Source organism: Streptomyces sp. NPDC002779, assembly GCF_042888685.1.
Lineage (GTDB): Bacteria > Actinomycetota > Actinomycetes > Streptomycetales > Streptomycetaceae > Streptomyces.
In genome coordinates, this window is record NZ_JBIAQC010000001.1 from 325,948 (window position 1) to 347,462 (window position 21,515).

The following is a 21,515-nucleotide window of genomic DNA, read 5'->3' on the forward strand; positions in this document are numbered from 1 at the left end:
CCGGCCGGACGCCCGTAGGAACACCCCTTCGCCCCCGCCCCACCGACGCTGCGCCGGAACGACTCAACGCTGCGCGCGCCGCAGGCGGTACCGGACCGCACGCTCGGCCAGCACCCCTCGACCACACCCCACCCCGTACAACTCAGCACTGCCCGCCCCGCAGGCGGTACCGGACCGCACGCTCGGCCAGCACCCCTCGACCACACCCCACCCCACCCCGAACCCCTCAGCGCTGCGTGCGCCGCAGGCGGTGGCGGACCGCTCGTTGGGCCACCGGTCCCAGGTCGTCCAGCGCGGCGACCAGGCGCCCGAGTTGCTCCAGTGCGTCCAGCGCCGCGCCCGCCCCTTCCGCGTCCGCGCCCTCGTACAGCTCGATCCCCACGAACGACGCCGCCACCGCCCGCGCCAGACCGGGCGGGTCCACGAACTCGCCGAACGGGGTGTGCGCCAGGACCCGGGTGAGGACCTGCTCGATCTCGGTGATCCACAGGTCGAGTCCGGCGGCCGTGGCGGGCCCGAGGCTCTCGTGGGTCTGGGCGCCGGCCAGCAGCTGGCCGAGCAGGGAGACATGACCGAAGGCCCGCTCCTCCTCGTGCATCTCACGGCCGAAGGCGAGGAGTTCGGAGAGCGAGCCGATCGCGGCGAGGCGGTCGCGATAGCGGGCGACCCGCTGTTCCGCGCCGTACCGGCAGGCCGCCGCGAGCAGGTCGTTCAGGGAGCCGAAGTGGTAGAAGACCAGCGCCTGGTTGACCCCGGCGGCCGCCGCGACCGTACGCGCCGACGTCTTGGCGATGCCCTGCTCGGTCAGGGTCCGCAGTGCCCCTTCGAGGAGCTTGGTCTTCGTCTCCAGGGACTTGGCGGTCTCCGGGCTCACGCGCGCACCTCCTCGCGCACCGGGCGCAGACCGGGTCGCACACCGCAGTCCCGGATGTCGGTGTACGTGACCCGGAAGGAACCCTCGTAGCCGAAGAGCGGCCCGAAGTACCGGTTCTCCACCCGGACCCGGATCCGGAAGCGGCCCGTGGCGTCGTCGTAGGACTCGCGCACCTCGGCCGTGGCGCCGATCAGTTCGGGCACCCGGACGTCCACCATGCCCTCGCGGAACCGGTCTTCGCCGGAGCGGACGAGGAGCGATCCGTCGGGCTCGGCCGAGAAGTACAGGTCGGTGGCGAGGTGCTGGTGGGTGCCGAGGTAGTCGAGGACCCGGTCACCCCGGGGGCCGAGCACCATCTGGGCGTCGAAGCGGCGGGGGCGGCCGGGCAGGTCGAAGGTGCGCACGAAGGTCACCGTCTCACGCCCGAAGCTGTCGGTGTACGGCACGTTCTCGATCACGAACGGCACCTGGCGCCCCGCTCTGGGGACCAGAATGTTGCGGGTGGCGCCGAGGGCCAGGAACGGCTTCACGAAGGCCCCGCCGTGCCAGACACGGTCCATGACACCCCGGCCGGTGCAGGCCTCCCCGCTGGTCAGGCCCACGGAGAAGCGGCGCTGGAGCTGCGGGTGCAGCCGGTCGAAACCGGCGCCCATGGCCGTACGGAAGATCGAGGTCATCGCGGGTCCTCCAGGGTGCGCAGCAGCCGGGGTGCCCGCGCCCGCGCCGGCGGCCGTCGCAGACAGCGGCGGGCGGCCGGGGTGCCGGGCAGCGGCGGCGCGACCAGCGTCAGGCAGCACACGACCGCCAGGAGGAGCGGCCAGAGGAACGCCATCGCCGCGGCCAGCGGCCCGAAGGCGGGGAGTACGGACTCGGTGACCAGCCCCGTGGCCGTGGCGGCCAGCAGCAGGGCCCGGACCAGCAGTTCCGTCAGCCAGTTCCGGCGGGCCCGCTCGGGGGTGACGCCGCGCTCCAGCCACAGCCGCAGCCGGTCGAAGGACCAGGCCGTCGCCCAGCCCATGAGCGGGCGGAACAGCAGGCGGTCGGCGAGCGCGCCGAGGGCGCCCCAGCGGGGGCGGTAGTCGTAGCCGGTGAGGAAGCGGACGCCGTCGCCGTCGGGGACGTAGCGCCAGTAGCCGCCGCCCTCGGCGAGCAGCGAGAGCGGGTGGGCGGACGAGAAGCGCAGGGCGGAGGTGCGGGTGCCGTCGGGGCGTTCCTTCTCGCCGGCCGAGACGCCGGTGCCCGCGACGGTGAGGAAGGGCAGCACGCGCGTGGCGTAGCGGAAGCGCTGCGGTTCGCCCTCCGCGCGCGGAAGGTGGTCGATCTCGGTGAAGCGGAGGTCCCAGCGCTGGTGCTGGGACGGCTCCTGCGTACGTGACCACAGGTCGTCGAGGTCGGCGCGGATCCGCGCCTCTATGTACAGACCGGTGTGGCCCATGTGATTCCCCCAGGTCAGGCCATTGTTTGAGCGACTGCTCAAACTCACTGATCGGGAAGGTACACCGTTTTGAGTGACCGCTCAAACAAGGGGCACGCAAAAACCCCGGCCCGCGCGGGGCCGGGGTTCACGGTGGTGCGGGTCCGCTACTCGGCGGCGAGGTACCGCTCGACCGTCTCCACCTTGGAGGTCAGACCGTCGGTCACTGCGGGGCGGATGTCCGCCTTGAGGACCAGGGACACCCGCGGGGCGCGTGCCTCGACGGCGGCGACCGCCCGCTTCACGACGTCCATGACCTCGTCCCAGTCGGCACCCTCGATCGAGGTGAACATCGCGTCGGTGCGGTGGGGCAGGCCGGACTCGCGGACCACGCGGACGGCATCGGCGACGTACTCCCCCACGTCCTCGCCGACACCGAGCGGTGTCACGGAGAAGGCGACGATCACGAGGTCTTCACCGCGCCCTGCTGGCGGGCACGGGAGGCGATGACCGCGTCCTCGGCCTCCCGCTTGAGCTTGCGCTCGGCGAAGAAGCCGCCGGCGGGCAGGACGGAGAGGACGAAGTAGACGGCGGCGGTCCCGAAGGGCCACTTCGCGCGGTTCCAGGCGTCGGCCCAGAAGATCACGTACAGGATGAAGAGGAAGCCGTGGATCGCACCCATCACGGGCACCGCGTTGAATTCCGTGGTCCGCTTCAGCACCGAGCAGACCAGCAGGAGCAGGAAGGAGACCGCCTCGGGCGCGGAGACGAGGCGGAGGCGGCGGAGGGCGGTGGCGGTCTTGATGTCCACGGGTCACCTTCGGTGGGAGAAACGACGGGGGTTTGTGAACGCATGCACAAACGTTCGTCCATTGTGGCAAACGGGCGGGGGTGCTCCGAGCCGGGGGCCCACGGCACTCCCCGCACACCGCCCCGCACACCGCCCCTAAGGGCACATTCAGGGTCCATCTCCCCCTTCGGGCTCTGTTCGGCGGCAGCCCCCCGCGGCTACCGTCGCTGCGTGGCGATGTTCCGACTTCAGGGCAGCAAGGTGCTCGCCGTCGAGATGACCGGGGACGCCGTGAAGGCGAAGAACGGCTCGATGGTCGCGTACGACGGACAGATGGCGTTCAAGAAGATGAGCGGCGGCGGTGAGGGCATCCGGGGCATGGTGACCCGGCGCATCACCGGCGAGCAGATGACGGTGATGGAGGTGAAGGGGCACGGGACCTGCTGGTTCGCGGACCGGGCGGCCGAGATCAACCTCGTCGGGCTCCAGGGGGACAAGCTCTACGTGGAGTCGAGCAACCTGCTCGCGACCGACAGCGGACTACGGACCGGCACGACCTTCACCGGAGTGCGCGGGGCCTCGCAGGGCAACGGCCTGTTCACCACGACCGTGGAGGGACACGGACAGGCGGCGATCACCTCGGCCGGCCCGGCGGTCGTGCTGCGGGTGAGCGCGCAGTACCCGCTGACCGTCGACCCGGGGGCGTACATCGCCCACCAGGGCAACCTGCGGCAGTCCTTCCAGTCGGGCGTGACCTTCCGCACGCTGATGGGCGAGGGCGGCGGCGAGGCCTTCCAGATCCGCTTCGAGGGCGACGGCCTCGTCTACGTACAGCCGAGCGAGCGGAACACTATCGCGGGGGACGTCTGACATGACCCTGCGTGAGATCAACTCCAAGGTGGTCGAGGCCACCGTGACACCCGGGCAGCGGCTGTTCAGCCAGCGGGGCGCGATGCTCGCCTACCGGGGCGAGGTGTCCTTCACCCCCAACTCCAGCGGCGGCCAGGGCGGGCTGATGTCGATGGTCGGACGCCGGGTGGCCGGCGAGGCCACGCCGCTGATGACCGTCGAGGGCAGCGGCACCGTCCTGTTCGGGCACGGCGGCCACCACGTCCAGGTGATCGGCCTCACCGGCGACACCCTGTACGTCGAGGCGGACCGGCTGCTGGCCTTCGAGGGCACCCTGGAGCAGGGCACGATGTTCCTCGGCGCGCAGGGCGGCGTGATGGGCATGGTCCGCGGCCAGGTCACCGGCCAGGGACTGTTCACCACGACCCTGAAGGGCCACGGCTCGGTCGCCGTCATGGCGCACGGCGGTGTCCTGGAGATCCCCATCACCCCCCAGCGCCCGGTCCACGTCGACCCGCAGGCCTACGTCGCCCACCACGGCGACGTGCGCAACAAGCTGTCGACCGCGCTCGGCTGGCGGGACATGGTGGGCCGGGGCTCCGGCGAGGCCTTCCAGCTGGAGCTCAGCGGCAGCGGTGCGGTGTACGTCCAGGCGTCGGAGGAGAAGCTGTGAGCACCCATCCGGGCGCGGGTCCGGTCGTCCACGACCCGATGACCCTGCCGTCCGACGACAAGGTCAACCCCTACACCTTCTGCGTCGAGCTCAAGGGAACCCAGTGGTTCCTGCAGAAGGGGAAGATGATCGCCTACTACGGCTCGATCGACTTCAACGGCATCGGGCACGGCCGGCTGGACCGCCTGGTGCGTTCGTCGTTCCATTCGCCTCTGCACGCGAGCGACTGGGTGGTGGCCGAGGGCTCGGGCAAGATGCTCCTCGCCGACCGGGCCTTCGATGTGAATTCGTACGATCTCACCAACGGCAACTTGACCATTCGCTCAGGCAACCTGCTCGCTTTTCAGCCAAGTCTTTCGCTGAAGCAGTCGATCGTGCCCGGTTTTCTGACACTCATCGGAACCGGCACGTTCGTGGCCGCATCTAACGGTCCGGTGGTGTTCATGGAGCCCCCGATCCGGGTGGATCCCCAGGCGCTCGTCGGCTGGGCCGACTGCCCCTCCCCGTGCCATCACTACGACTACGGCTACATGACCGGCCTGATGGGCGGTCTACGTGCGATGACGGGCCTCGGAGGGGCCTCCGGAGAGGAGCACCAGTTCGAGTTCGTGGGCGCCGGCACGGTGCTCCTGCAGTCCTCCGAGGCACTCATGGCCGAGCAGGCGACGGGGGCCGTTCCGCATCAGGCGGGGGTGCCCGGAAGTGGTGGTTCCACAGGTGGCTCACCGCAAGCCGGCTCACCGCGCCTTCCCGGACAGCTGGGAGACCTCCAGCGTCGCTTCGGGCTGTGAGCGGTAGTCTGCGGAGTGTGACGAACTCGAACGCGTGCGCACAGTCACACCGCCCTCACTAGTTCGCTTTTCAACATTTTAGGTAGACTTCATTCATGGAGACCGAGACGGCCACGCGCTGGCTGACCGATGCGGAGCAGTGCGCCTGGCGCACCCACCTGGAGGTCAACAGGCTGTTGACGTACCAGCTCGAGAGGGACCTCCAGCCGTTCGGCCTGACAATGAACGACTACGAGATCCTGGTGAACCTCTCCGAGTCCGAGGACGTACGGATGCGGATGAGCGACCTCGCGTCCGCCACCCTGCAGTCCAAGAGCCGCCTCTCCCACCAGATCACGCGCATGGAGAACGCGAACCTGGTGCGGCGCGAGAACTGCGAGTCCGACCGCCGCGGGCTCTACGCCGTCCTCACCGAGCACGGCATGGAGACGATGAAGAAGGTCGCCCCGCACCATGTGGCCTCGGTGCGCCGGCACTTCATCGATCTGCTCTCCCCCGAGGCGCTGACCGAGCTCAGCAAGGCGCTCAAGCCGATCGCGGAGCACCTGCGCGGGCAGCGCGGCCGCCCCTGACCTCCCGCTCGGCGACCGGCAGGCGGAGCTCGAACAGAGCTCCGCCTGCGGGCGCGTCGCCGACGGTGAGGGTGCCGCCGTGCCGCTCGGCGACATCGCGGGCGATGGCCAGTCCGAGCCCGGCGCCGCCGTCGTCGCGGCTGCGGGCCTCGTCGAGACGGACGAACCGCTCGAAGATCCGCTCCCGGTCGGCCTCGGCCACCCCGTCCCCGTCGTCGGCGACCTGGAGCACGGCCCGCTCCCCCTCCCGCCGGACCGTCACGGTGACCGCGGAACGGGCGTGCCGGCCCGCGTTGTTCAGCAGATTGGCGAGCACTCGCCCCAACTGCCCCCGGGATCCGGTCACTTCCACCGGCCCGTCCGCCACCACGGTCATCCCGGCCCGCCCCTCGGCCTCCTCCACGGCCAGCGCGGCCAGATCCACCCGCGCGTCGGCGGGCCGCTCCCCCGCGTCGAGTCGGGCGAGCAGCAGCAGGTCGGCGGCCAGCCGCTGCAGCCGTACGGTGTCCTCGACCGCCCCGTCCAGGTCCAGGAACTCCGGGTGGGCGGCGGCCACTTCGAGCTGGGTGCGCAGCGAGGCGATCGGGCTGCGCAGTTCGTGGGAGGCGTCGGCGACGAAGCGGCGCTGGCGTTCCACGGAGGTCTCCAGGGCACTGAGTGTCTCGTTGGTGGTCCGGGCCAGCCGGGCGACCTCGTCGTGCGTGCCCGGCTCGGGCACCCGCCGGGACAGGTCCTCGGAGGCGGTGATCTCCGCCATCTCCCGCCGGATGTCCTCCACCGGGCGCAGGGCGCGCCGGGTGACCAGCCAGGTCACCGAGCCGACCACGGCGAGCAGGGCGGGCAGCCCGATCAGCATGACGGTCGAGGCGGTGCGTACGGCGTCCCGCTCGGCCTCCAGGGAGGCGCCGGCGTGGACGAGGACGGTCCGGTCGCGCGGGTCGGTGACCTCGATCCGGGCGAAGCGGTACTCGGTGCGCTCGCCGTCGACGGTGGCCCAGCCCTGACCGTGCCAGGAGATGTCCCCCACCTCACCGACCTGGAGGTCGTCGTCATCGTCATCGTCGTCGTCGGGTCTCTCGGTGCTGCCCGTGGTGGGCGTCACTCCGGCGACACCGGTGCCGCTGATCGTCTCCAGGCCCTCGCTCACCGCGAGCACCCGCCGGTCCTCGTCCACCACCTGCACGGGGTGGTCCTCGTCCAGGTCGAGATCGGCGTACGGGACGTTCTGCGCGATCTGGGTGGCGACCGAACGGGCGGCGTCGTCGGCCTCCGAGTCGGCCTGCCCGGTGAGGTTGCTGCGCAGGGTGAGCAGGACGACGGCCCCGGCGGCGACCAGGGCCACGGCCACGACGAGCGTGGCGGCGAGGGTCGCTCGCGCGCGGACGGAACCGAACAGGCGCCTCATCGGCCGGACTCCAGTCGGTACCCGGCGCCGCGGACGGTGCGGATGAGCCCGGCGCCGAGTTTTCGGCGCAGGTTGCTGACGTACACCTCGACGATGTTGGGGTCCCCGTCGTAGGCGAAGTCCCAGACGTGGTCGAGGATGTGCGTCTTGGAGATCACCTGGCCCGCGTGCAGAGCGAGCTGCTCCAGCACCGCGAACTCCTTGGCGGTGAGCGGGATCTCGGTGCCGTCGCGGAAGACCTGATGGGCGCCGGTGTCGACGCGGAGCTCGCCGAGGGTGAGCACCGGGGAGCCGGTCCCGGTGTTGCGGCGGCGAAGCAGCGCCTTGATCCGGGCGACCAGGACGACGTAGGAGAAGGGCTTGGTGAGGTAGTCGTCGGCGCCGGTGTCCAGCCCCTCGGCCTCGTCGTACTCGCCGTCCTTGGCGGTGAGCATCAGGATCGGCACCTCGTGACCGGCGGCGCGCAGGGCGGCGCAGACGCGGTAGCCGTTCATGCCGGGCAGCATGATGTCGAGGATCACCAGGTCGTACGACCCCTCCGAGGCCCGGTACAGCCCTTCGCGGCCGTCGTGGACGACGTCCACGGCGTAGCCCTCGGCCGTCAGGCCCTTGGCGAGCGACAGGGCGAGCCGCTTCTCGTCCTCCACGATCAACAGGCGCATGGGCACAGCTTGGCAAAGGGAAGCTGAAGAGTTCTTCAGGGTCCTTCAGGTTCCCCTCAGCGTCGGTTCGCCAGATTGGTTCCCGTCGCAACGAAACGACGTGAAACTCATCGACTCGGGAGGAACCAGGATGAAGCGCAACCTCGTCATCGCCACCGTCGCCGCCGCGGCACTCGTCACGGGCGGCACCTTCGCGGCCTACGCGTCCGGGGACGACGACGGCGCACCCGCCCAGCGGGACTCGAACACCCGGGTCGCCGACGACCGGGACGACAGCCAGGACGGCACCCGGGACGACGACACCGCCGAGGCCCGTACCGCCGGAGTGACCGCGGCCGACGCCGTGACGGCCGCGCTGAAGCACACCCCGGGCACGGCCGTCGCCGTCGACCTGGAGGACGACGGCGAGGACGCCTGGGAGGTGGATGTCGTGACGTCGGACGGCACCGAGTACACGGTCAGGATCGCCACCGGCTCCGGAAAGGTCCTCGGCGCCGACCGGGACGACGACGACAGCGACGGCCGTGACGACCTCGCCGCCCTGAAGGGCACGAGCGTGGACGCCCGCGAAGCCGCCCGGGCCGCCGCGGTGCGGGGCACCGTGACCGAGGTCGACCTGGACGACGACGGCCCCGCGGTGTGGACCGTGGAGACCACGAAGGGCGAGTGGAAGGTCGACCCGAGGACGGCCGAGCTCACCCAGGACCGCGACGACACCGACACCGCCGACGACCGAACCCAGGACGACAAGGACGCGCAGGACGACCGGGACGACCGGGACGACCGGGACGACCGCCAGGCGGACGACGACTGACGGCGGTCCGCAACCGCGGCACCCCCGTCCCCCGCCCGCTCGGCGCCGCCGCCTCAGCCCTCCGTCAGCCCCGCCACGAGTTCGTCCGCCGCCCGGTAGGGGTCCAGTTCCCCGGCCACGATGCGCTCCGCGAGAGCGCTCAGGCGGCGGTCGCCGTGCAGGTCGCCGATGCGTTCGCGCAGGGCCGTGACCGCGATGGTCTCCACCTCGCGGGAGGCGCGGGACCGGCGCCGTTCCGCCAGGACGCCCCGCTCCTCCATCCAGGCGCGGTGCTTCTCCAGGGCTTCGACGACCTCGTCGACGCCCTCGCTGCGCGCCGCCACCGTCTTCACGATCGGCGGCCGCCAGTCTCCCGGCCCCCGGGACTCGCCCAGGCCCAGCATGTGGTTCAGCTCGCGGGCGGTGGCGTCCGCGCCGTCCCGGTCGGCCTTGTTGACGACGTACACGTCACCGATCTCCAGGATGCCCGCCTTCGCGGCCTGGATGCCGTCGCCCATGCCCGGCGCCAGCAGCACCACCGAGGTGTCCGCCTGGGAGGCGATCTCCACCTCGGACTGGCCCACCCCGACCGTCTCCACCAGGATCACGTCGCAGCCCGCCGCGTCCAGGACCCGGATCGCCTGCGGGGCCGCCCAGGCGAGGCCGCCCAGGTGGCCCCGGGTCGCCATCGAGCGGATGTAGACCCCGGGGTCCGAGGCGTGCTCCGACATCCGCACCCGGTCGCCGAGCAGCGCCCCGCCGGAGAACGGCGAGGAGGGGTCCACCGCGAGCACGCCGACCCGCCTGCCCTGCTTGCGGTACGCCGTCACCAGCGCGGACGTCGACGTCGACTTGCCGACCCCCGGCGAACCCGTCAGGCCCACCACATACGCCCCGCCGGTCAGCGGGGCCAGCGCCGCCATGACCTCCCTGAGCTGCGGGGACGCCCCCTCCACCAGGGAGATCAGGCGAGCCACGGCCCGCGGCCTGCCCTCCCTGGCCTGGGCCACCAGCGTGGAGACGTCCTGCATCACAGCTCCGTTCACTCAGAGAAAGTCGGTCAGGCCTTCGGTACCCGCACGATCAGCGCGTCGCCCTGACCGCCGCCGCCGCACAGCGCCGCCGCGCCCACACCACCGCCCCGGCGCTTGAGCTCCAGCGCCAGGTGCAGCACGAGACGGGCGCCGGACATGCCGATGGGGTGGCCGAGGGCGATCGCGCCACCGTTGACGTTCACCTTTTCCGTGGACACCCCGAGGTCCTTCATTGACTGGACCGCGACCGCCGCGAACGCCTCGTTGATCTCGATCAGATCGAGGTCGGAGACCTCCAGGCCCTCCTTCTTCAGGGCGTGCAGGATGGCATTGGACGGCTGCGACTGCAGGCTGCTGTCCGGGCCCGCCACATTGCCGTGGGCGCCGATCTCGGCGATCCACTCCAGGCCCAGCTCCTGCGCCTTGGCCTTGCTCATCACGACGACCGCGGCGGCGCCGTCGGAGATCTGCGAGGCCGAACCGGCGGTGATCGTGCCGTCCTTCGCGAACGCCGGACGCAGCTTGCCCAGGGACTCCGCCGTGGTCTCGGCGCGGATGCCCTCGTCCTTGCTGAAGACGACCGGCTCGCCCTTGCGCTGCGGGATCTCCACCGGCGTGATCTCGGCCTCGAAGATGCCGTTCTTCTGCGCGGCGGCGGCCCGCTGGTGGGACAGCGCGGCGATCTCGTCCTGCGCCTCGCGGGCGATGCCGAGACGCGTGTTGTGCTTCTCCGTCGACTGGCCCATGGGGATGTTCTCCCAGGGGTCGGTCAGTCCGTCGTAGGCCATCGCGTCGAGCATCTCGATCGCGCCGTACTTGAAGCCCTCCCGGGACTTCGGCAGCAGGTGGGGGGCGTTGGTCATGGACTCCTGGCCGCCCGCGACGATCACGTCGAACTCGCCGGCGCGGATCAGCTGGTCGGCGAGGGCGATGGCGTCGAGGCCGGAGAGACAGACCTTGTTGATGGTGAGCGCCGGGACGCTCATCGGGATGCCGGCCTTGACCGCGGCCTGGCGCGCCGGGATCTGCCCCGCCCCGGCCTGGAGCACCTGGCCCATGATCACGTACTGCACCTGGTCGCCGCCGATCCCCGCACGGTCGAGGGCGGCCTTGATCGCGAAGCCACCGAGATCGGCTCCCGAGAAGGACTTGAGTGAGCCGAGCAGTCGCCCCATGGGCGTCCGAGCGCCCGCGACGATCACGGAAGTTGCAGAAGACATATCGTGCGATCCCCTTCCAGCCTGCACAGCCGAGGAGTGAACGAGGGTTTACTTCGAATGTACTGATGGCACTCCGTGCCGTCACCGGGCTGTCGGTGTGATCGCTGGCACGTTGCGTAACCACCTCCGGAGCGCTGCACTAACAGCATGCTGACGCGAATCGACCACATCGGGATCGCCTGCTTCGACCTCGACAAGACCGTCGAGTTCTACCGGGCCACCTACGGCTTCGAGGTGTTCCACTCCGAGATCAACGAGGAGCAGGGCGTGCGCGAGGCCATGCTCAAGATCAACGATACGTCCGACGGCGGCGCCTCGTACCTCCAGCTGCTGGAACCCACCCGCGAGGACTCCACCGTCGCGAAGTGGCTCGCCAAGAACGGCGAGGGCGTGCACCACATCGCCTTCGGCACGGCGGACGTCGACGCGGACGCCGCGGACATCAAGGACAAGGGCGTACGCGTGCTGTACGAGGAGCCGCGACGCGGCTCCATGGGGTCACGGATCACCTTCCTGCACCCCAAGGATTGCCATGGCGTCCTGACAGAACTGGTCACTTCGGCGCCCGTTGAGTCACCTGAGCACTGACCCTCGTACATAGGGGCCGGTAGGGTTGGGGTCGGTCGTCGCTCTTCGGGCGTTCGACCGCGGGCCGGGGTCCGGGTTTCGGGGGACGAGCGTCGGGGCAGCAGCCCATGCTCCGTCGTTGATCTGACACCATTCCCCGGGGGCCCCGTTCGGCGGATGGACGGTGCTCGTATGGAGTGACTTGCGACCAGGGGACGGATGGGACCGCGCAGTGCGGGGCTACGAACGCCAGGAGCGAGAGCCGGCGGCTGACGTCGACCACCTCTCTCGGTTCGAGGCCGAGATGGAGCGGCTGAAGACCGAGCGGGAAAAGGCGATCCAGCACGCCGAGGACCTCGGCTACCAGGTCGAGGTGCTGCGCGCCAAGTTGCACGAGGCGCGGCGCACCATCATGTCCCGGCCCGACTTCGGCGGCGGTGACATCGGCTACCAGGCCGAGCAACTGCTGCGCAATGCGCAGATCCAGGCCGACCAGCTCCGGCAGGACGCCGAGCGCGAGCTGAGCCAGGCGCGCGCGCAGACGCAGCGGATCCTCCAGGAGCACGCCGAGCAGGCCGCGCGGCTCCAGGCGGAGCTGCACCAGGAGGCGGTCACCCGCCGCCAGCAGCTCGACCAGGAGCTCGCCGAGCGCCGCCAGACCGTCGAGTCGCACGTCAACGAGAACGTGGCCTGGGCCGAGCAGCTGCGCGCCCGCAGCGAGTCCCAGGCCCGCCGGCTCCTCGACGAGTCCCGCGCCGAGGCCGAGCAGGCCATGGCGGCCGCCCGCGCGGAGGCCGAGCGGCTCACCGCCGAGGCCCGCCAGCGCCTCCAGAGCGAGGCGGAGGCCGCCCGCGCGGAGGCCGAGCAGTTGCTGCGGCGGGCCCGCGCCGACGCCGAGCGGCTGCTGAACGCCGCCTCGACCCAGGCCCAGGAGGCCACCGACCACGCCGAGCAGCTGCGCAGCTCCACCGTCAGCGAGTCGGACACCGCCCGCCGCGAGGCCGCCGAGCTGAGCCGGGCCGCCGAGCAGCGCATGGCGGCGGCCGAGGAGGCGCTGCGCAAGGCGCAGGCCGAGGCGGAGAAGGTCCTCACCGAGGCCAAGGAGGCCGCGGGCAAGACCCTCAGCAGCGCCGAGTCGGCCAACGAGCAGCGCACCCGTACGGCCAAGGAGCAGGTCGCCCGGCTGGTCAGCGAGGCCACCAAGGAGGCCGAGGCCACCAAGGCGGAGGCCGAGCAGATCGTCGCGGACGCCCGCGGCGAGGCCGAGAAGGTCCTGGCGGAGGCCGCCGAGAAGGCCCGTACGCTCACCGCCGAGGAGAGCGCGACCCAGCTGTCGAAGGCGGCCAAGACCGCCGAGGACGTCCTCAACAAGGCGCAGGAGGACGCGCGCAGCACCACCAAGGCCGCCGCCGAGGAGGCCGAGCGGATCCGCCGGGAGGCGGAGGCCGAGGCGGACCGGCTGCGGGCCGAGGCGCACGACATCGCCGAGCAGCTCAAGGGCGCGGCGAAGGACGACACCAAGGAGTACCGCGCCAAGACGGTCGAGCTCCAGGAGGAGGCCCGCCGGCTGCGCGGGGAGGCCGAGCAGCTGCGCGCCGACGCGGTCGCCGAGGGCGAGAAGATCCGCGCGGAGGCCCGCCGGGAGGCCGTCCAGCAGATCGAGGAGGCGGCCAGGACCGCCGAGGAGCTGCTGGCGAAGGCCAAGGCGGACGCGGACGAGCTCCGCCAGAGCGCCACGGCGGACAGCGAGAAGGTCCGCACCGAGGCCATCGAGCGCGCCACCGCGCTGCGCCGACAGGCCGAGGAGACGCTGGAGCGCACCCGGCAGGAGGCCGAGCGGCACCGCGCCGAGGTCGTCGAGCAGGCCGAGGGCATCCGGGAGGAGGCCGAGCGGGCCGCGCGCGAGCTGCGCGAGGAGACCGAGCGGGCCATGGAGGCCCGCCGGGCGGAGGCGGCCGCCGAGCTGACCCGGCTTCAGACGGAGGCCGAGCAGCGGGTGACCGCCGCCGAGCAGGCGCTGACCGAGGCCCGTGAGGAGGCCACGCGGATCCGCCGCGAGGCCGCCGAGGAGACCGAGCGGCTGCGCGCGGAGGCCGCCGAGCGGATCCGTACGCTCCAGCAGCAGGCCGAGGCGGAGGCCGACCGCCTGCGCACCGAGGCCGCCTCGGACGCGTCCGCCTCCCGCGCGGAGGGCGAGGCCCTCGCCGTACGGCTGCGCTCGGAGGCCGCCGCCGAGGCGGAGCGGCTGAAGTCGGAGGCCCAGGACAGCGCCGACCGGGTGCGGGCGGAGGCGCAGGCCGCCGCCGAGCGGATCGCCGCCGAGGCGTCGGAGACGCTGGCCGCCGCCCAGGAGGAGGCCGCCCGGCGCCGCCGCGAGGCCGAGGAGACCCTCGGTTCCGCACGGCAGGAGGCGGACCAGGAGCGCGAGCGGGCCCGCGAGCAGAGCGAGGAGCTGCTGGCCTCGGCGCGCAAGCGCGTGGAGGAGGCGCAGACCGAGGCGGTACGGCTGGTCGAGGAGGCGGACCGGCGGGCCACCGAGATGGTGTCGGCCGCCGAGCTCCACGCCCAGCAGGTGCGGGACTCCGTCGCCGGACTGCACGAGCAGGCCCAGGAGGAGATCCAGGGGCTGCGCAGCGCGGCCGAGCACGCGGCGGACCGTACCCGGCGCGAGGCCGAGGAAGAGGCGGACCGGGTCCGCGGCGACGCCTACGCCGAGCGGGAACGGGCCTCGCAGGACGCGGGCCGGATCCGGCGCGAGGCGACGGAGGAGACGGACGCCGCCAAGGCGCTGGCCGAGCGCACGGTCTCGGAGGCCATCGCGGAGGCCGAGCGGCTGCGCTCCGACGCCTCCGAGCACGCCCAGCGGGTGCGCACCGAGGCCTCGGACGCCATCGCCGAGGCCGACCAGGCCGCCGCGCGTACCCGGGCCGACGCCCGCGAGGACGCCAACCGCATCCGGTCGGACGCGGCGACGCAGGCCGACACCCTCATCACCGAGGCGCGCGCCGAGGCGGAGCGGCTCACCACGGAAACCCTCACGGACACCGACCGGCTGCGCACGGAGACGGTCGCCGAGGCCGAGCGGCTGCGGTCCGAGACCGTCGCCGAGGCCGAGCGGGTCCGGGCCGAGTCGGTCGCGGCGGCCGAGCAGCTGCTGTCGGAGGCCACCGGCGACGCGGAGCGGCTGCGTGCCGAGGCCGCCGAGACGGTCGGCTCCGCGCAGCAGCACGCCGAGCGGATGCGCGGCGAGTCGGAGCGGCTGAAGGCGGAGGCGCTGGCGGAGGCCGAGCGGGTCACCGCGGCCGCGCGCGAGGAGGCCGAACGGACCCTGGACGAGGCCCGCAAGGACGCCAACAAGCGGCGTTCGGAGGCCGCGGAGCAGGTCGACACGCTCATCACGGAGACCGCGGCGGAGGCCGACAAGCTGCTCGCCGAGTCGCAGAAGCAGGCGCTGAAGACCACCGCGGACGCCGAGTCGCAGGCCGACACCATGGTGGGCGCCGCCCGCAAGGAGGCCGACCGGCTGGTCTCGCAGGCGACGGTGGAGGGCAACTCCCTGGTGGAGAAGGCCCGCGCGGACGCGGACGAGCTGCTGGTCGGTGCCCGCCGGGACGCCACCGCCATAAGGGAGCGCGCGGAGGAGCTGCGCGACCGCATCACCAGCGAGATCGAGGAGCTGCACGAGCGGGCCCGCCGCGAGGCCGCGGAGACGATGAAGTCGACCGGCGACCGCTGCGACGCGCTCATCAAGGCCGCCGAGGAGCAGCTGGCGAAGGCCCAGGCGAAGGCGAAGGAGCTGGTCTCGGAGGCCAACTCCGAGGCGGGCAAGGTCCGTATCGCCGCGGTGAAGAAGGCCGAGGGGCTGCTCAAGGAGGCCGAGCAGAAGAAGTCCTCGCTGGTCAAGGAGGCCGAGGAGCTGCGGGCCGAGGCGATCCGCGAGGCGAAGCGGACGGTCGAGGAGGGCAAGCGCGAGCTGGAGGTGATCGTGCGCCGGCGTGAGGACATCAACGCCGAGATCTCCCGTGTCCAGGACGTGTTGGAGGCGTTGGAGTCCTTCGAGGCCCCGGCGGCCGGCAAGGACGCCGGCGTCAAGGCGGGCGCGACGGTCGGCGCCCCTCGATCGGGTGGCAAGGCGTCGGAGAGCTAGTCGGGCGAACCGGTTCCGGTGCCTTCTGGGGCCTTTGCCCAACTTTTTGGCAAGCGGTCCGCCGGTTAGCCACTCAAAAGGGGTGTCATTCTCCAGATCAAACACGTATCCGCTCGATGACACACCGCTTCGGCCCCTAGGATTCCACCTATCACCTCACCGGTCTCATTCGACAGGAACCCCATGAGCGACACTTCCCCCTACGGCTTCGAGCTTGTGCGGCGTGGGTACGACCGCGCTCAGGTGGACGAACGCATCTCCAAGCTCGTCTCCGACCGTGACAGCGCTCTCGCCCGCATCACCGCTCTGGAAAAGCGCATCGAGGAGCTCCACCTCGAGACGCAGAACGCCCAGGCCCAGGTAACCGACGCCGAGCCGTCGTACGCCGGTCTGGGCGCGCGTGTCGAGAAGATCCTCCGCCTCGCCGAGGAAGAGGCCAAGGACCTGCGCGAGGAGGCCCGTCGCGCCGCCGAGCAGCACCGCGAGCTCGCCGAGTCGGCAGCCCAGCAGGTCCGCAACGACGCAGAATCGTTCGCGGTGGAGCGCAAGGCCAAGGCGGAGGACGAGGGCGTCCGGATCGTCGAGAAGGCCAAGAGCGACGCCTCCCAGCTGCGCTCCGAGGCGCAGAAGGACGCGCAGTCCAAGCGTGAGGAGGCCGACGCCCTCTTCGAGGAGACCCGGGCCAAGGCGGCGCAGGCCGCGGCGGACTTCGAGACGAACCTGGCCAAGCGCCGCGAGCAGTCCGAGCGCGACCTGGCCTCCCGTCAGCAGAAGGCCGAGAAGCGCCTCGCGGAGATCGAGCACCGCGCGGAGCAGCTCCGCCTGGAGGCCGAGAAGCTGCGCACGGACGCCGAGCGCCGCGCCCGGCAGACCGTGGAGACCGCACAGCGCCAGGCCGAGGACATCGTGGCGGACGCCAACGCCAAGGCCGACCGCATCCGTTCGGAATCCGAGCGCGAGCTCGCGGCGCTCACCAACCGCCGCGACTCGATCAACGCCCAGCTGACGAACGTGCGCGAGATGCTGGCGACCCTCACCGGTGCCGCGGTGGCCGCCGCGGGCACGCCGGCCGAGGACGAGCCGATCTCCCGCGGGGTTCCCGCGCAGCAGTCCCGGTAACGCTCCGGCGTACAGCTGCTGAACACCTGCAAAGCCCTCTGCCACTGAGGTGGCAGAGGGCTTTGTCCCGTTTTAGCGTTGCCGCATGATCGAGCTCGAGGGGCTGACCAAGCGGTACGGCGAGAAGGTGGCGGTCAACAATCTCACCTTCACCGTCAGACCCGGCATCGTGACCGGGTTCCTCGGCCCCAACGGCGCCGGCAAGTCCACCACCATGCGCATGATGCTGGGCCTGGACCGGCCGACCGCGGGGGACGTGCGGATCGACGGCAAGCACTACGACCAGCTCAAGGACCCGCTGACGTACATCGGCGCCCTGCTGGACGCGAAGGCCATGCACGGCGGCCGCAGCGCCTACCACCATCTGCTCTGTCTCGCGCAGAGCAACGGCATCCCGAGGAAGCGGGTGACCGAGGTGCTCGACACCGTCGGTCTGACGCCGGTCGCGCGGAAGAAGGCCAAGGGGTTCTCGCTCGGCATGGGCCAGCGCCTCGGCATCGCGGGGGCGCTGCTCGGCGATCCGCGGATCCTGATGTTCGACGAGCCGGTCAACGGGCTGGACCCCGAGGGCATCCACTGGATCCGCAATCTGATGAAGTCGCTGGCCGCGCAGGGCCGGACGGTGTTCGTGTCCTCGCATCTGATGAGCGAGATGGCCCTGACCGCCGACCATCTCGTGGTCATCGGCCAGGGCCGGCTGCTCGCCGACACCTCCATGGCCGACTTCATCGCGCAGAACTCGCGCTCCTACGTCCGCATCCGCACCCCGCACCGCGAGCGGCTGCTCGATGTGCTGCGGCGGGCCGGGATGACGGTCGTGCAGACCGGGAGCGGGGCACTGGAGGTGGACGGCGGGCACTCGGAGCGGATCGGTGAACTGGCGGCGCAGCACCAGCTCGTGCTGCACGAACTGAGCCCTCAGCAGGCGTCGCTGGAGGAGGCGTTCATGCAGTTGACCGCGGAGTCCGTGGAGTACCACGCGCACTCGGACCCACCCGCCGGGCAGCGGCAGGCGTGGGGCGCCGGCCCGCGACAGGAGAGCTGAGCGATGGCGACGAGTCAGGTCATCCGTTCCGAGTGGACCAAGATCCGGTCGGTGGCGTCGACGGTGTGGACGCTGTCCCTCGCCGTGGTGGTCACGATCGCGCTGGGCATGCTGATCTCGCTGCTGTCGAAGAACGAGTTCGACAAGATGAACCGCGAGGACCGGCTCTCCTTCGACCCGACCTTCATCAGCTTCGCCGGCATGAGCCTCGGCCAGCTCGCGATGATCGTGTTCGGGGTGCTGGTGGTGTCGAACGAGTACAGCACCGGCATGATCCGCACCTCGCTGGCCGCGGTGCCGCAGCGCGGCTCCTTCCTGTTCAGCAAGATCACGGTGGCGACGGCCCTGGCGCTGCTGGTCGGTCTCGTCACCAGCTTCGTCACCTTCTTCCTGGGCCAGGCGATGCTCGGCGAGCACAAGGCGTCCATCGGCGACGACGGGGTGCTGCGGGCGGTCATCGGCGGCGGTCTCTACATGACGCTGATCGCGGTGTTCTCGATGGGCGTCGCCGCGATGCTGCGGTCGCCGATGCTGTCGCTGGGCATCCTGATGCCGTTCTTCTTCCTGGTCTCCAACATCCTCGGCAATGTCCCGGCCACCAAGAAGATCGGCCGCTACCTCCCCGACCAGGCCGGCAGCAAGATCATGCAGGTGGTCACCCCGGTCGACGACGACACGCCGTACGGGCCCTGGGGCGGCCTCGGCATCATGGTGCTGTGGGTGATCGCGGCGCTGGCGGGCGGACTCTTCCTGCTGAAGAAGAGAGACGCCTAGAGCCCGCGGAAGCGGGATGCCTGGCGCCCGCGGACGAGGGCGCCTGGAGCCCGCCGATTTTGCCCGCTCTTGAAGGGAACCGTCAGCGCCCCGATATCCTCCTAACCCTTACGGGGGCGTGTGCCCCGCTGTCCTGAACCTTTCGATGGGTGCGGAGCATGATCGAGGCAGTCGGCCTGACCAAGCGCTACGGCGACAAGACCGCTGTGTACAACCTTTCCTTCCAGGTGCGGCCCGGGTCCGTCACCGGCTTCCTGGGGCCCAACGGCTCCGGCAAGTCGACGACGATGCGGATGATCCTCGGCCTGGACAACCCCAGCTCGGGGCAGGTGACGATCGGCGGCTACCCGTACCGCAAGCTGCCCAACGCCCCGCGACAGGTCGGCGCGCTGATCGACGCCAAGGCCGTGCACGGCGGACGCACCGCCCGCAACCATCTGCTGAGCCTGGCCCAGCTGTCCGGCATCCCGGCCCGCCGGGTGGACGAGGTGCTCGGCGTGGTGGGCCTCCAGGACGTGGCGAAGCGGCGCTCCAAGGGCTTCTCGCTCGGCATGGGGCAGCGGCTCGGCATCGCCGCGGCGCTGCTCGGCGACCCCCAGGTGCTGCTGTTCGACGAGCCGGTCAACGGCCTCGACCCCGAGGGCATCCTCTGGGTGCGCAACCTGATGAGGTCGCTCGCCGCGGAGGGCCGTACGGTCTTCGTCTCCTCGCACCTGATGAGCGAGATGGCGCTGACCGCCGACCACCTGATCGTGATCGGCCGCGGCCAGCTGCTCGCCGACATGAGCGTGCGGGACTTCATCGCGGCGAACTCCGCCGGCTTCGCCCGGGTACGGACGCCCGACACCGAGCCGCAGCTGCGCGAGAAGCTGTCCACGGCGCTGGCCGAGGCGGGCGGGCACGTGCTGTCCGAGCAGGACGGCGCGCTGCGCGTGACGGGGCTGCCGCTGCCGCGCATCAGCGACATCGCGCACGAGTCGGACGTACGGCTGTGGGAGCTGTCGCCGCACCAGGCCTCGCTGGAGGAGGCGTACATGCGGATGACGCAGGGCGCCGTCGACTACCGCTCCACCATCGACCAGAAGGCCGGGCTGCAGCAGCCGGTGCCGCCGGGCGCGCAGCCGCCGATGCCGGTTCCGGGGCAGGGCCAGCCGGGCTGGTATGCCCCGCCGCCGCCCCAGCAGGGCGGTCAGCCGTTCGCGATGCCCCAGGGGCAGCCCGGACAGCCCGCGGCGCCCTCAGGGCCGCCTCAGGGCCCCTACGGCGCCCCGGCCGCGCCCGCCGCGGCCCCGAACCCCTACGCGCAGCCCGCGCCCGCCGCGCCCGCCGCCCCAGCTCCCGCTGCCGACACGACCAAGCCCGAGGACGCCCGATGAGCACCCCGCAGCCCCCGATGCCGCAGACCGCCGCACCGAACTGGCAGGCGGCGCCCGGCGCTTCGTACCCCGGTTACACCTCGCCGATCCCGGTGAAGCGCACCCACCTGGGCAACGCCCTCGCCTCGGAGTGGACGAAGATCCGGTCGGTGCGCTCCACGATGTGGACGCTCGGCGTTTTCGTCGTGCTCGTCATCGGCATCGGCCTGGCCACCGCCGCCCTGGTCTCCGCCAACGCCGGCCAGGGCGAGCTGGCGGGCGAGAACCCGCTGTCGTTCGGCTTCTTCGGGCTGCTGCTCGGCATCATGTGCGTCATCACGCTGGGCGTGCTGACCACGGCCTCGGAGTACGGCACGGGCATGATCCGCACCACGATGGCCGCGTGCCCGACCCGCGGGCGGGTGCTGGCGGCGAAGGCGATCGTGTTCTTCGTGGTGGCGTTCACCGTCACCCTGGTCTCGGTGCTGATCGTCGCCATGGCGGACGTGGCCATGCTCACCGACGCCCGGGAGCCGTCGAGCTCGGAGTGGCTGAAGGGCACGGTCGGCGTCTCGTTCTACATCGCGCTGATCGGCCTGCTCTCGCTGGTCGTCGGCTCGGTCATCCGGCACTCCGCGGGCGCCATCACCATCATGATCGGCCTGGTGCTGGCCCCGCTGGTGATCGCGCTGTTCATGTTCTCGCAGTCCCTGGAGGACCTGCGCGAGGCCCTGTTCGAGTACTCGATCCCGAACCAGCTCAGCGTCTTCTACTCGCAGTCCCTCACCGAGACCGGCCCGTCCGGCTGGGACCCCCTGTGGATCATGCTCGGCGTGACCGCGGCCGCCTTCGCCGGCGCCTACGCCCTGCTGGAGAGGCGGGACGTCTAGCCCACAGAGCGTGGCCCCGGCTAGAACCTCGGCGCGTTACGGGACCGCTGCACTCGCGTGGTGCGGCGGTCCTTCGCGTTCCAGCAGGACTTGTGCCAGTGTCTGCGGTCGTCGATGCCGACATGCGCGGGCCAGGCCACGACGTGCGGAACGCCGTCCGGGATCAGCTGGTCGCAGCCGGGACAGCGGTACGCCTTGCCCTGCGCGCTGGACCCCGCCACATGCCGTACGTTCCACTCCTCGCCCTGCCACTCCTCCGCGGCCTGCCAGCCGCCGTAGCGCCCCGGGCGCTCGTCCTCGGCGCTCCGGCCGGACGGGGCGGAGCCACCGCCGGCCTTGGGACGGTTGCGACGCGGGGACACAGGACACCTCACGGGGCTATACAGGGGGCATGGGCCATGTCCAGCCTACGCGGCGCACACGGGGGTACACGTAGGCCGCCAATCCCCACAAGTCCCCTGCCGCGGCGGGTCATTCTGCAGACAATCCGCAAATCTCTCCGTCGAGCCGTGTCCTCGGCACGTGTCAGACGGTTATGCCG

22 protein-coding genes are annotated in these 21,515 nt (G+C 71.4%); 12 read left to right on the plus strand and 10 right to left on the minus strand.

The features are described from left to right. Window positions 1-226: 226 nt before the first annotated feature. The 5 genes from ACFYW5_RS01420 to ACFYW5_RS01440 all read right to left on the minus strand — a co-directional run bounded on the left by ACFYW5_RS01420 (window position 227) and on the right by ACFYW5_RS01440 (window position 3,099). The gene (locus ACFYW5_RS01420) at window positions 227-874 is read right to left on the minus strand and encodes a TetR/AcrR family transcriptional regulator (RefSeq protein ID WP_389414899.1); all 648 of its coding nucleotides are present in this window, start codon (window positions 872-874) and stop codon (window positions 227-229) included. Next, complete coding sequence (locus tag ACFYW5_RS01425) at window positions 871-1,551, minus strand: DUF4166 domain-containing protein (protein ID WP_389414900.1); 681 nt, start codon at window positions 1,549-1,551, stop codon at window positions 871-873. The genes ACFYW5_RS01420 and ACFYW5_RS01425 overlap by 4 nt, the downstream gene beginning before the upstream one ends. Continuing rightward, window positions 1,548-2,309, minus strand: coding sequence for a hypothetical protein (locus tag ACFYW5_RS01430; RefSeq protein WP_389414901.1), 762 nt, complete (start codon window positions 2,307-2,309; stop codon window positions 1,548-1,550). The genes ACFYW5_RS01425 and ACFYW5_RS01430 overlap by 4 nt, the downstream gene beginning before the upstream one ends. A 146-nt stretch (window positions 2,310-2,455) precedes the next feature. Next, window positions 2,456-2,755 carry an MTH1187 family thiamine-binding protein gene (locus ACFYW5_RS01435; protein WP_389414902.1) on the minus strand — a complete coding sequence of 100 codons (300 nt, stop codon included), beginning with the start codon at window positions 2,753-2,755 and terminating at the stop codon, window positions 2,456-2,458. After that, window positions 2,752-3,099 carry a DUF3817 domain-containing protein gene (locus ACFYW5_RS01440; RefSeq protein WP_389414903.1) on the minus strand — a complete coding sequence of 116 codons (348 nt, stop codon included), beginning with the start codon at window positions 3,097-3,099 and terminating at the stop codon, window positions 2,752-2,754. Before ACFYW5_RS01440 ends, ACFYW5_RS01435 begins: the two co-directional genes overlap by 4 nt. Before the next feature lie 216 nt (window positions 3,100-3,315). On the opposite strand from ACFYW5_RS01440, the gene ACFYW5_RS01445 reads away from it, so the two are divergent. The 4 genes from ACFYW5_RS01445 to ACFYW5_RS01460 all read left to right on the plus strand — a co-directional run bounded on the left by ACFYW5_RS01445 (window position 3,316) and on the right by ACFYW5_RS01460 (window position 5,963). Further along, window positions 3,316-3,948 carry an AIM24 family protein gene (locus ACFYW5_RS01445; protein ID WP_389415613.1) on the plus strand — a complete coding sequence of 211 codons (633 nt, stop codon included), beginning with the start codon at window positions 3,316-3,318 and terminating at the stop codon, window positions 3,946-3,948. 1 nt (window position 3,949) lies between these two features. Next, entirely contained in the window at window positions 3,950-4,600 is a 651-nt protein-coding gene (locus ACFYW5_RS01450; protein WP_389414904.1) for an AIM24 family protein, read from the plus strand. Beyond that, complete coding sequence (locus tag ACFYW5_RS01455) at window positions 4,597-5,391, plus strand: AIM24 family protein (RefSeq protein WP_389414905.1); 795 nt, start codon at window positions 4,597-4,599, stop codon at window positions 5,389-5,391. The genes ACFYW5_RS01450 and ACFYW5_RS01455 overlap by 4 nt, the downstream gene beginning before the upstream one ends. Before the next feature lie 95 nt (window positions 5,392-5,486). Continuing rightward, window positions 5,487-5,963, plus strand: coding sequence for a MarR family winged helix-turn-helix transcriptional regulator (locus ACFYW5_RS01460; protein WP_389414906.1), 477 nt, complete (start codon window positions 5,487-5,489; stop codon window positions 5,961-5,963). Here ACFYW5_RS01460 and ACFYW5_RS01465 read toward each other — a convergent pair. Both ACFYW5_RS01465 and ACFYW5_RS01470 read right to left on the minus strand, forming a co-directional pair. Then, on the minus strand, window positions 5,917-7,368 hold the full coding sequence (locus ACFYW5_RS01465) for a sensor histidine kinase (protein ID WP_389414907.1): 1,452 nt from the start codon (window positions 7,366-7,368) through the stop codon (window positions 5,917-5,919). The genes ACFYW5_RS01460 and ACFYW5_RS01465 overlap by 47 nt on opposite strands. After that, complete coding sequence (locus ACFYW5_RS01470) at window positions 7,365-8,030, minus strand: response regulator transcription factor (protein WP_389414908.1); 666 nt, start codon at window positions 8,028-8,030, stop codon at window positions 7,365-7,367. The genes ACFYW5_RS01465 and ACFYW5_RS01470 overlap by 4 nt, the downstream gene beginning before the upstream one ends. A gap of 130 nt (window positions 8,031-8,160) precedes the next feature. Here ACFYW5_RS01470 and ACFYW5_RS01475 point away from each other — a divergent pair, with 130 nt between their 5' ends. Next, entirely contained in the window at window positions 8,161-8,844 is a 684-nt protein-coding gene (locus tag ACFYW5_RS01475) for a PepSY domain-containing protein (RefSeq protein WP_389414909.1), read from the plus strand. A 53-nt stretch (window positions 8,845-8,897) separates the two neighbouring features. On the opposite strand, the gene meaB is transcribed toward ACFYW5_RS01475, so the two are convergent. After that, a complete protein-coding gene (meaB, locus tag ACFYW5_RS01480; RefSeq protein WP_389414910.1) occupies window positions 8,898-9,854 on the minus strand; it encodes a methylmalonyl Co-A mutase-associated GTPase MeaB in 957 nt (318 codons plus the stop codon). Between the two features lie 29 nt (window positions 9,855-9,883). Next, complete coding sequence (locus ACFYW5_RS01485; protein WP_389414911.1) at window positions 9,884-11,077, minus strand: acetyl-CoA C-acetyltransferase; 1,194 nt, start codon at window positions 11,075-11,077, stop codon at window positions 9,884-9,886. 147 nt (window positions 11,078-11,224) lie between these two features. On the opposite strand from ACFYW5_RS01485, the gene mce reads away from it, so the two are divergent. From mce to ACFYW5_RS01520, 7 genes are all read left to right on the plus strand, one after another. Continuing rightward, complete coding sequence (gene mce, locus ACFYW5_RS01490; protein WP_210572649.1) at window positions 11,225-11,665, plus strand: methylmalonyl-CoA epimerase; 441 nt, start codon at window positions 11,225-11,227, stop codon at window positions 11,663-11,665. Window positions 11,666-11,876: 211 nt separating this feature from the next. Further along, entirely contained in the window at window positions 11,877-15,791 is a 3,915-nt protein-coding gene (gene scy / locus ACFYW5_RS01495) for a polarized growth protein Scy (protein ID WP_389414912.1), read from the plus strand. A 183-nt stretch (window positions 15,792-15,974) separates the two neighbouring features. Next, a complete protein-coding gene (locus ACFYW5_RS01500) occupies window positions 15,975-16,910 on the plus strand; it encodes a cellulose-binding protein (protein WP_389414913.1) in 936 nt (311 codons plus the stop codon). Between the two features lie 85 nt (window positions 16,911-16,995). Next, window positions 16,996-17,955, plus strand: coding sequence for an ABC transporter ATP-binding protein (locus ACFYW5_RS01505; RefSeq protein WP_389414914.1), 960 nt, complete (start codon window positions 16,996-16,998; stop codon window positions 17,953-17,955). Window positions 17,956-17,958: 3 nt separating this feature from the next. Beyond that, window positions 17,959-18,729, plus strand: a complete 771-nt coding sequence (locus ACFYW5_RS01510; protein WP_389414915.1) for an ABC transporter permease — start codon at window positions 17,959-17,961, stop codon at window positions 18,727-18,729. A gap of 158 nt (window positions 18,730-18,887) precedes the next feature. Further along, window positions 18,888-20,105 carry an ABC transporter ATP-binding protein gene (locus tag ACFYW5_RS01515; protein ID WP_389414916.1) on the plus strand — a complete coding sequence of 406 codons (1,218 nt, stop codon included), beginning with the start codon at window positions 18,888-18,890 and terminating at the stop codon, window positions 20,103-20,105. Beyond that, window positions 20,102-20,974 carry an ABC transporter permease subunit gene (locus ACFYW5_RS01520; RefSeq protein WP_389414917.1) on the plus strand — a complete coding sequence of 291 codons (873 nt, stop codon included), beginning with the start codon at window positions 20,102-20,104 and terminating at the stop codon, window positions 20,972-20,974. Before ACFYW5_RS01515 ends, ACFYW5_RS01520 begins: the two co-directional genes overlap by 4 nt. Window positions 20,975-20,994: 20 nt before the next feature. Here the strand turns inward: ACFYW5_RS01520 and ACFYW5_RS01525 are convergent, their stop codons facing one another. Continuing rightward, window positions 20,995-21,336, minus strand: coding sequence for an ATP/GTP-binding protein (locus ACFYW5_RS01525; RefSeq protein WP_389414918.1), 342 nt, complete (start codon window positions 21,334-21,336; stop codon window positions 20,995-20,997). Window positions 21,337-21,515: the final 179 nt, after the last annotated feature.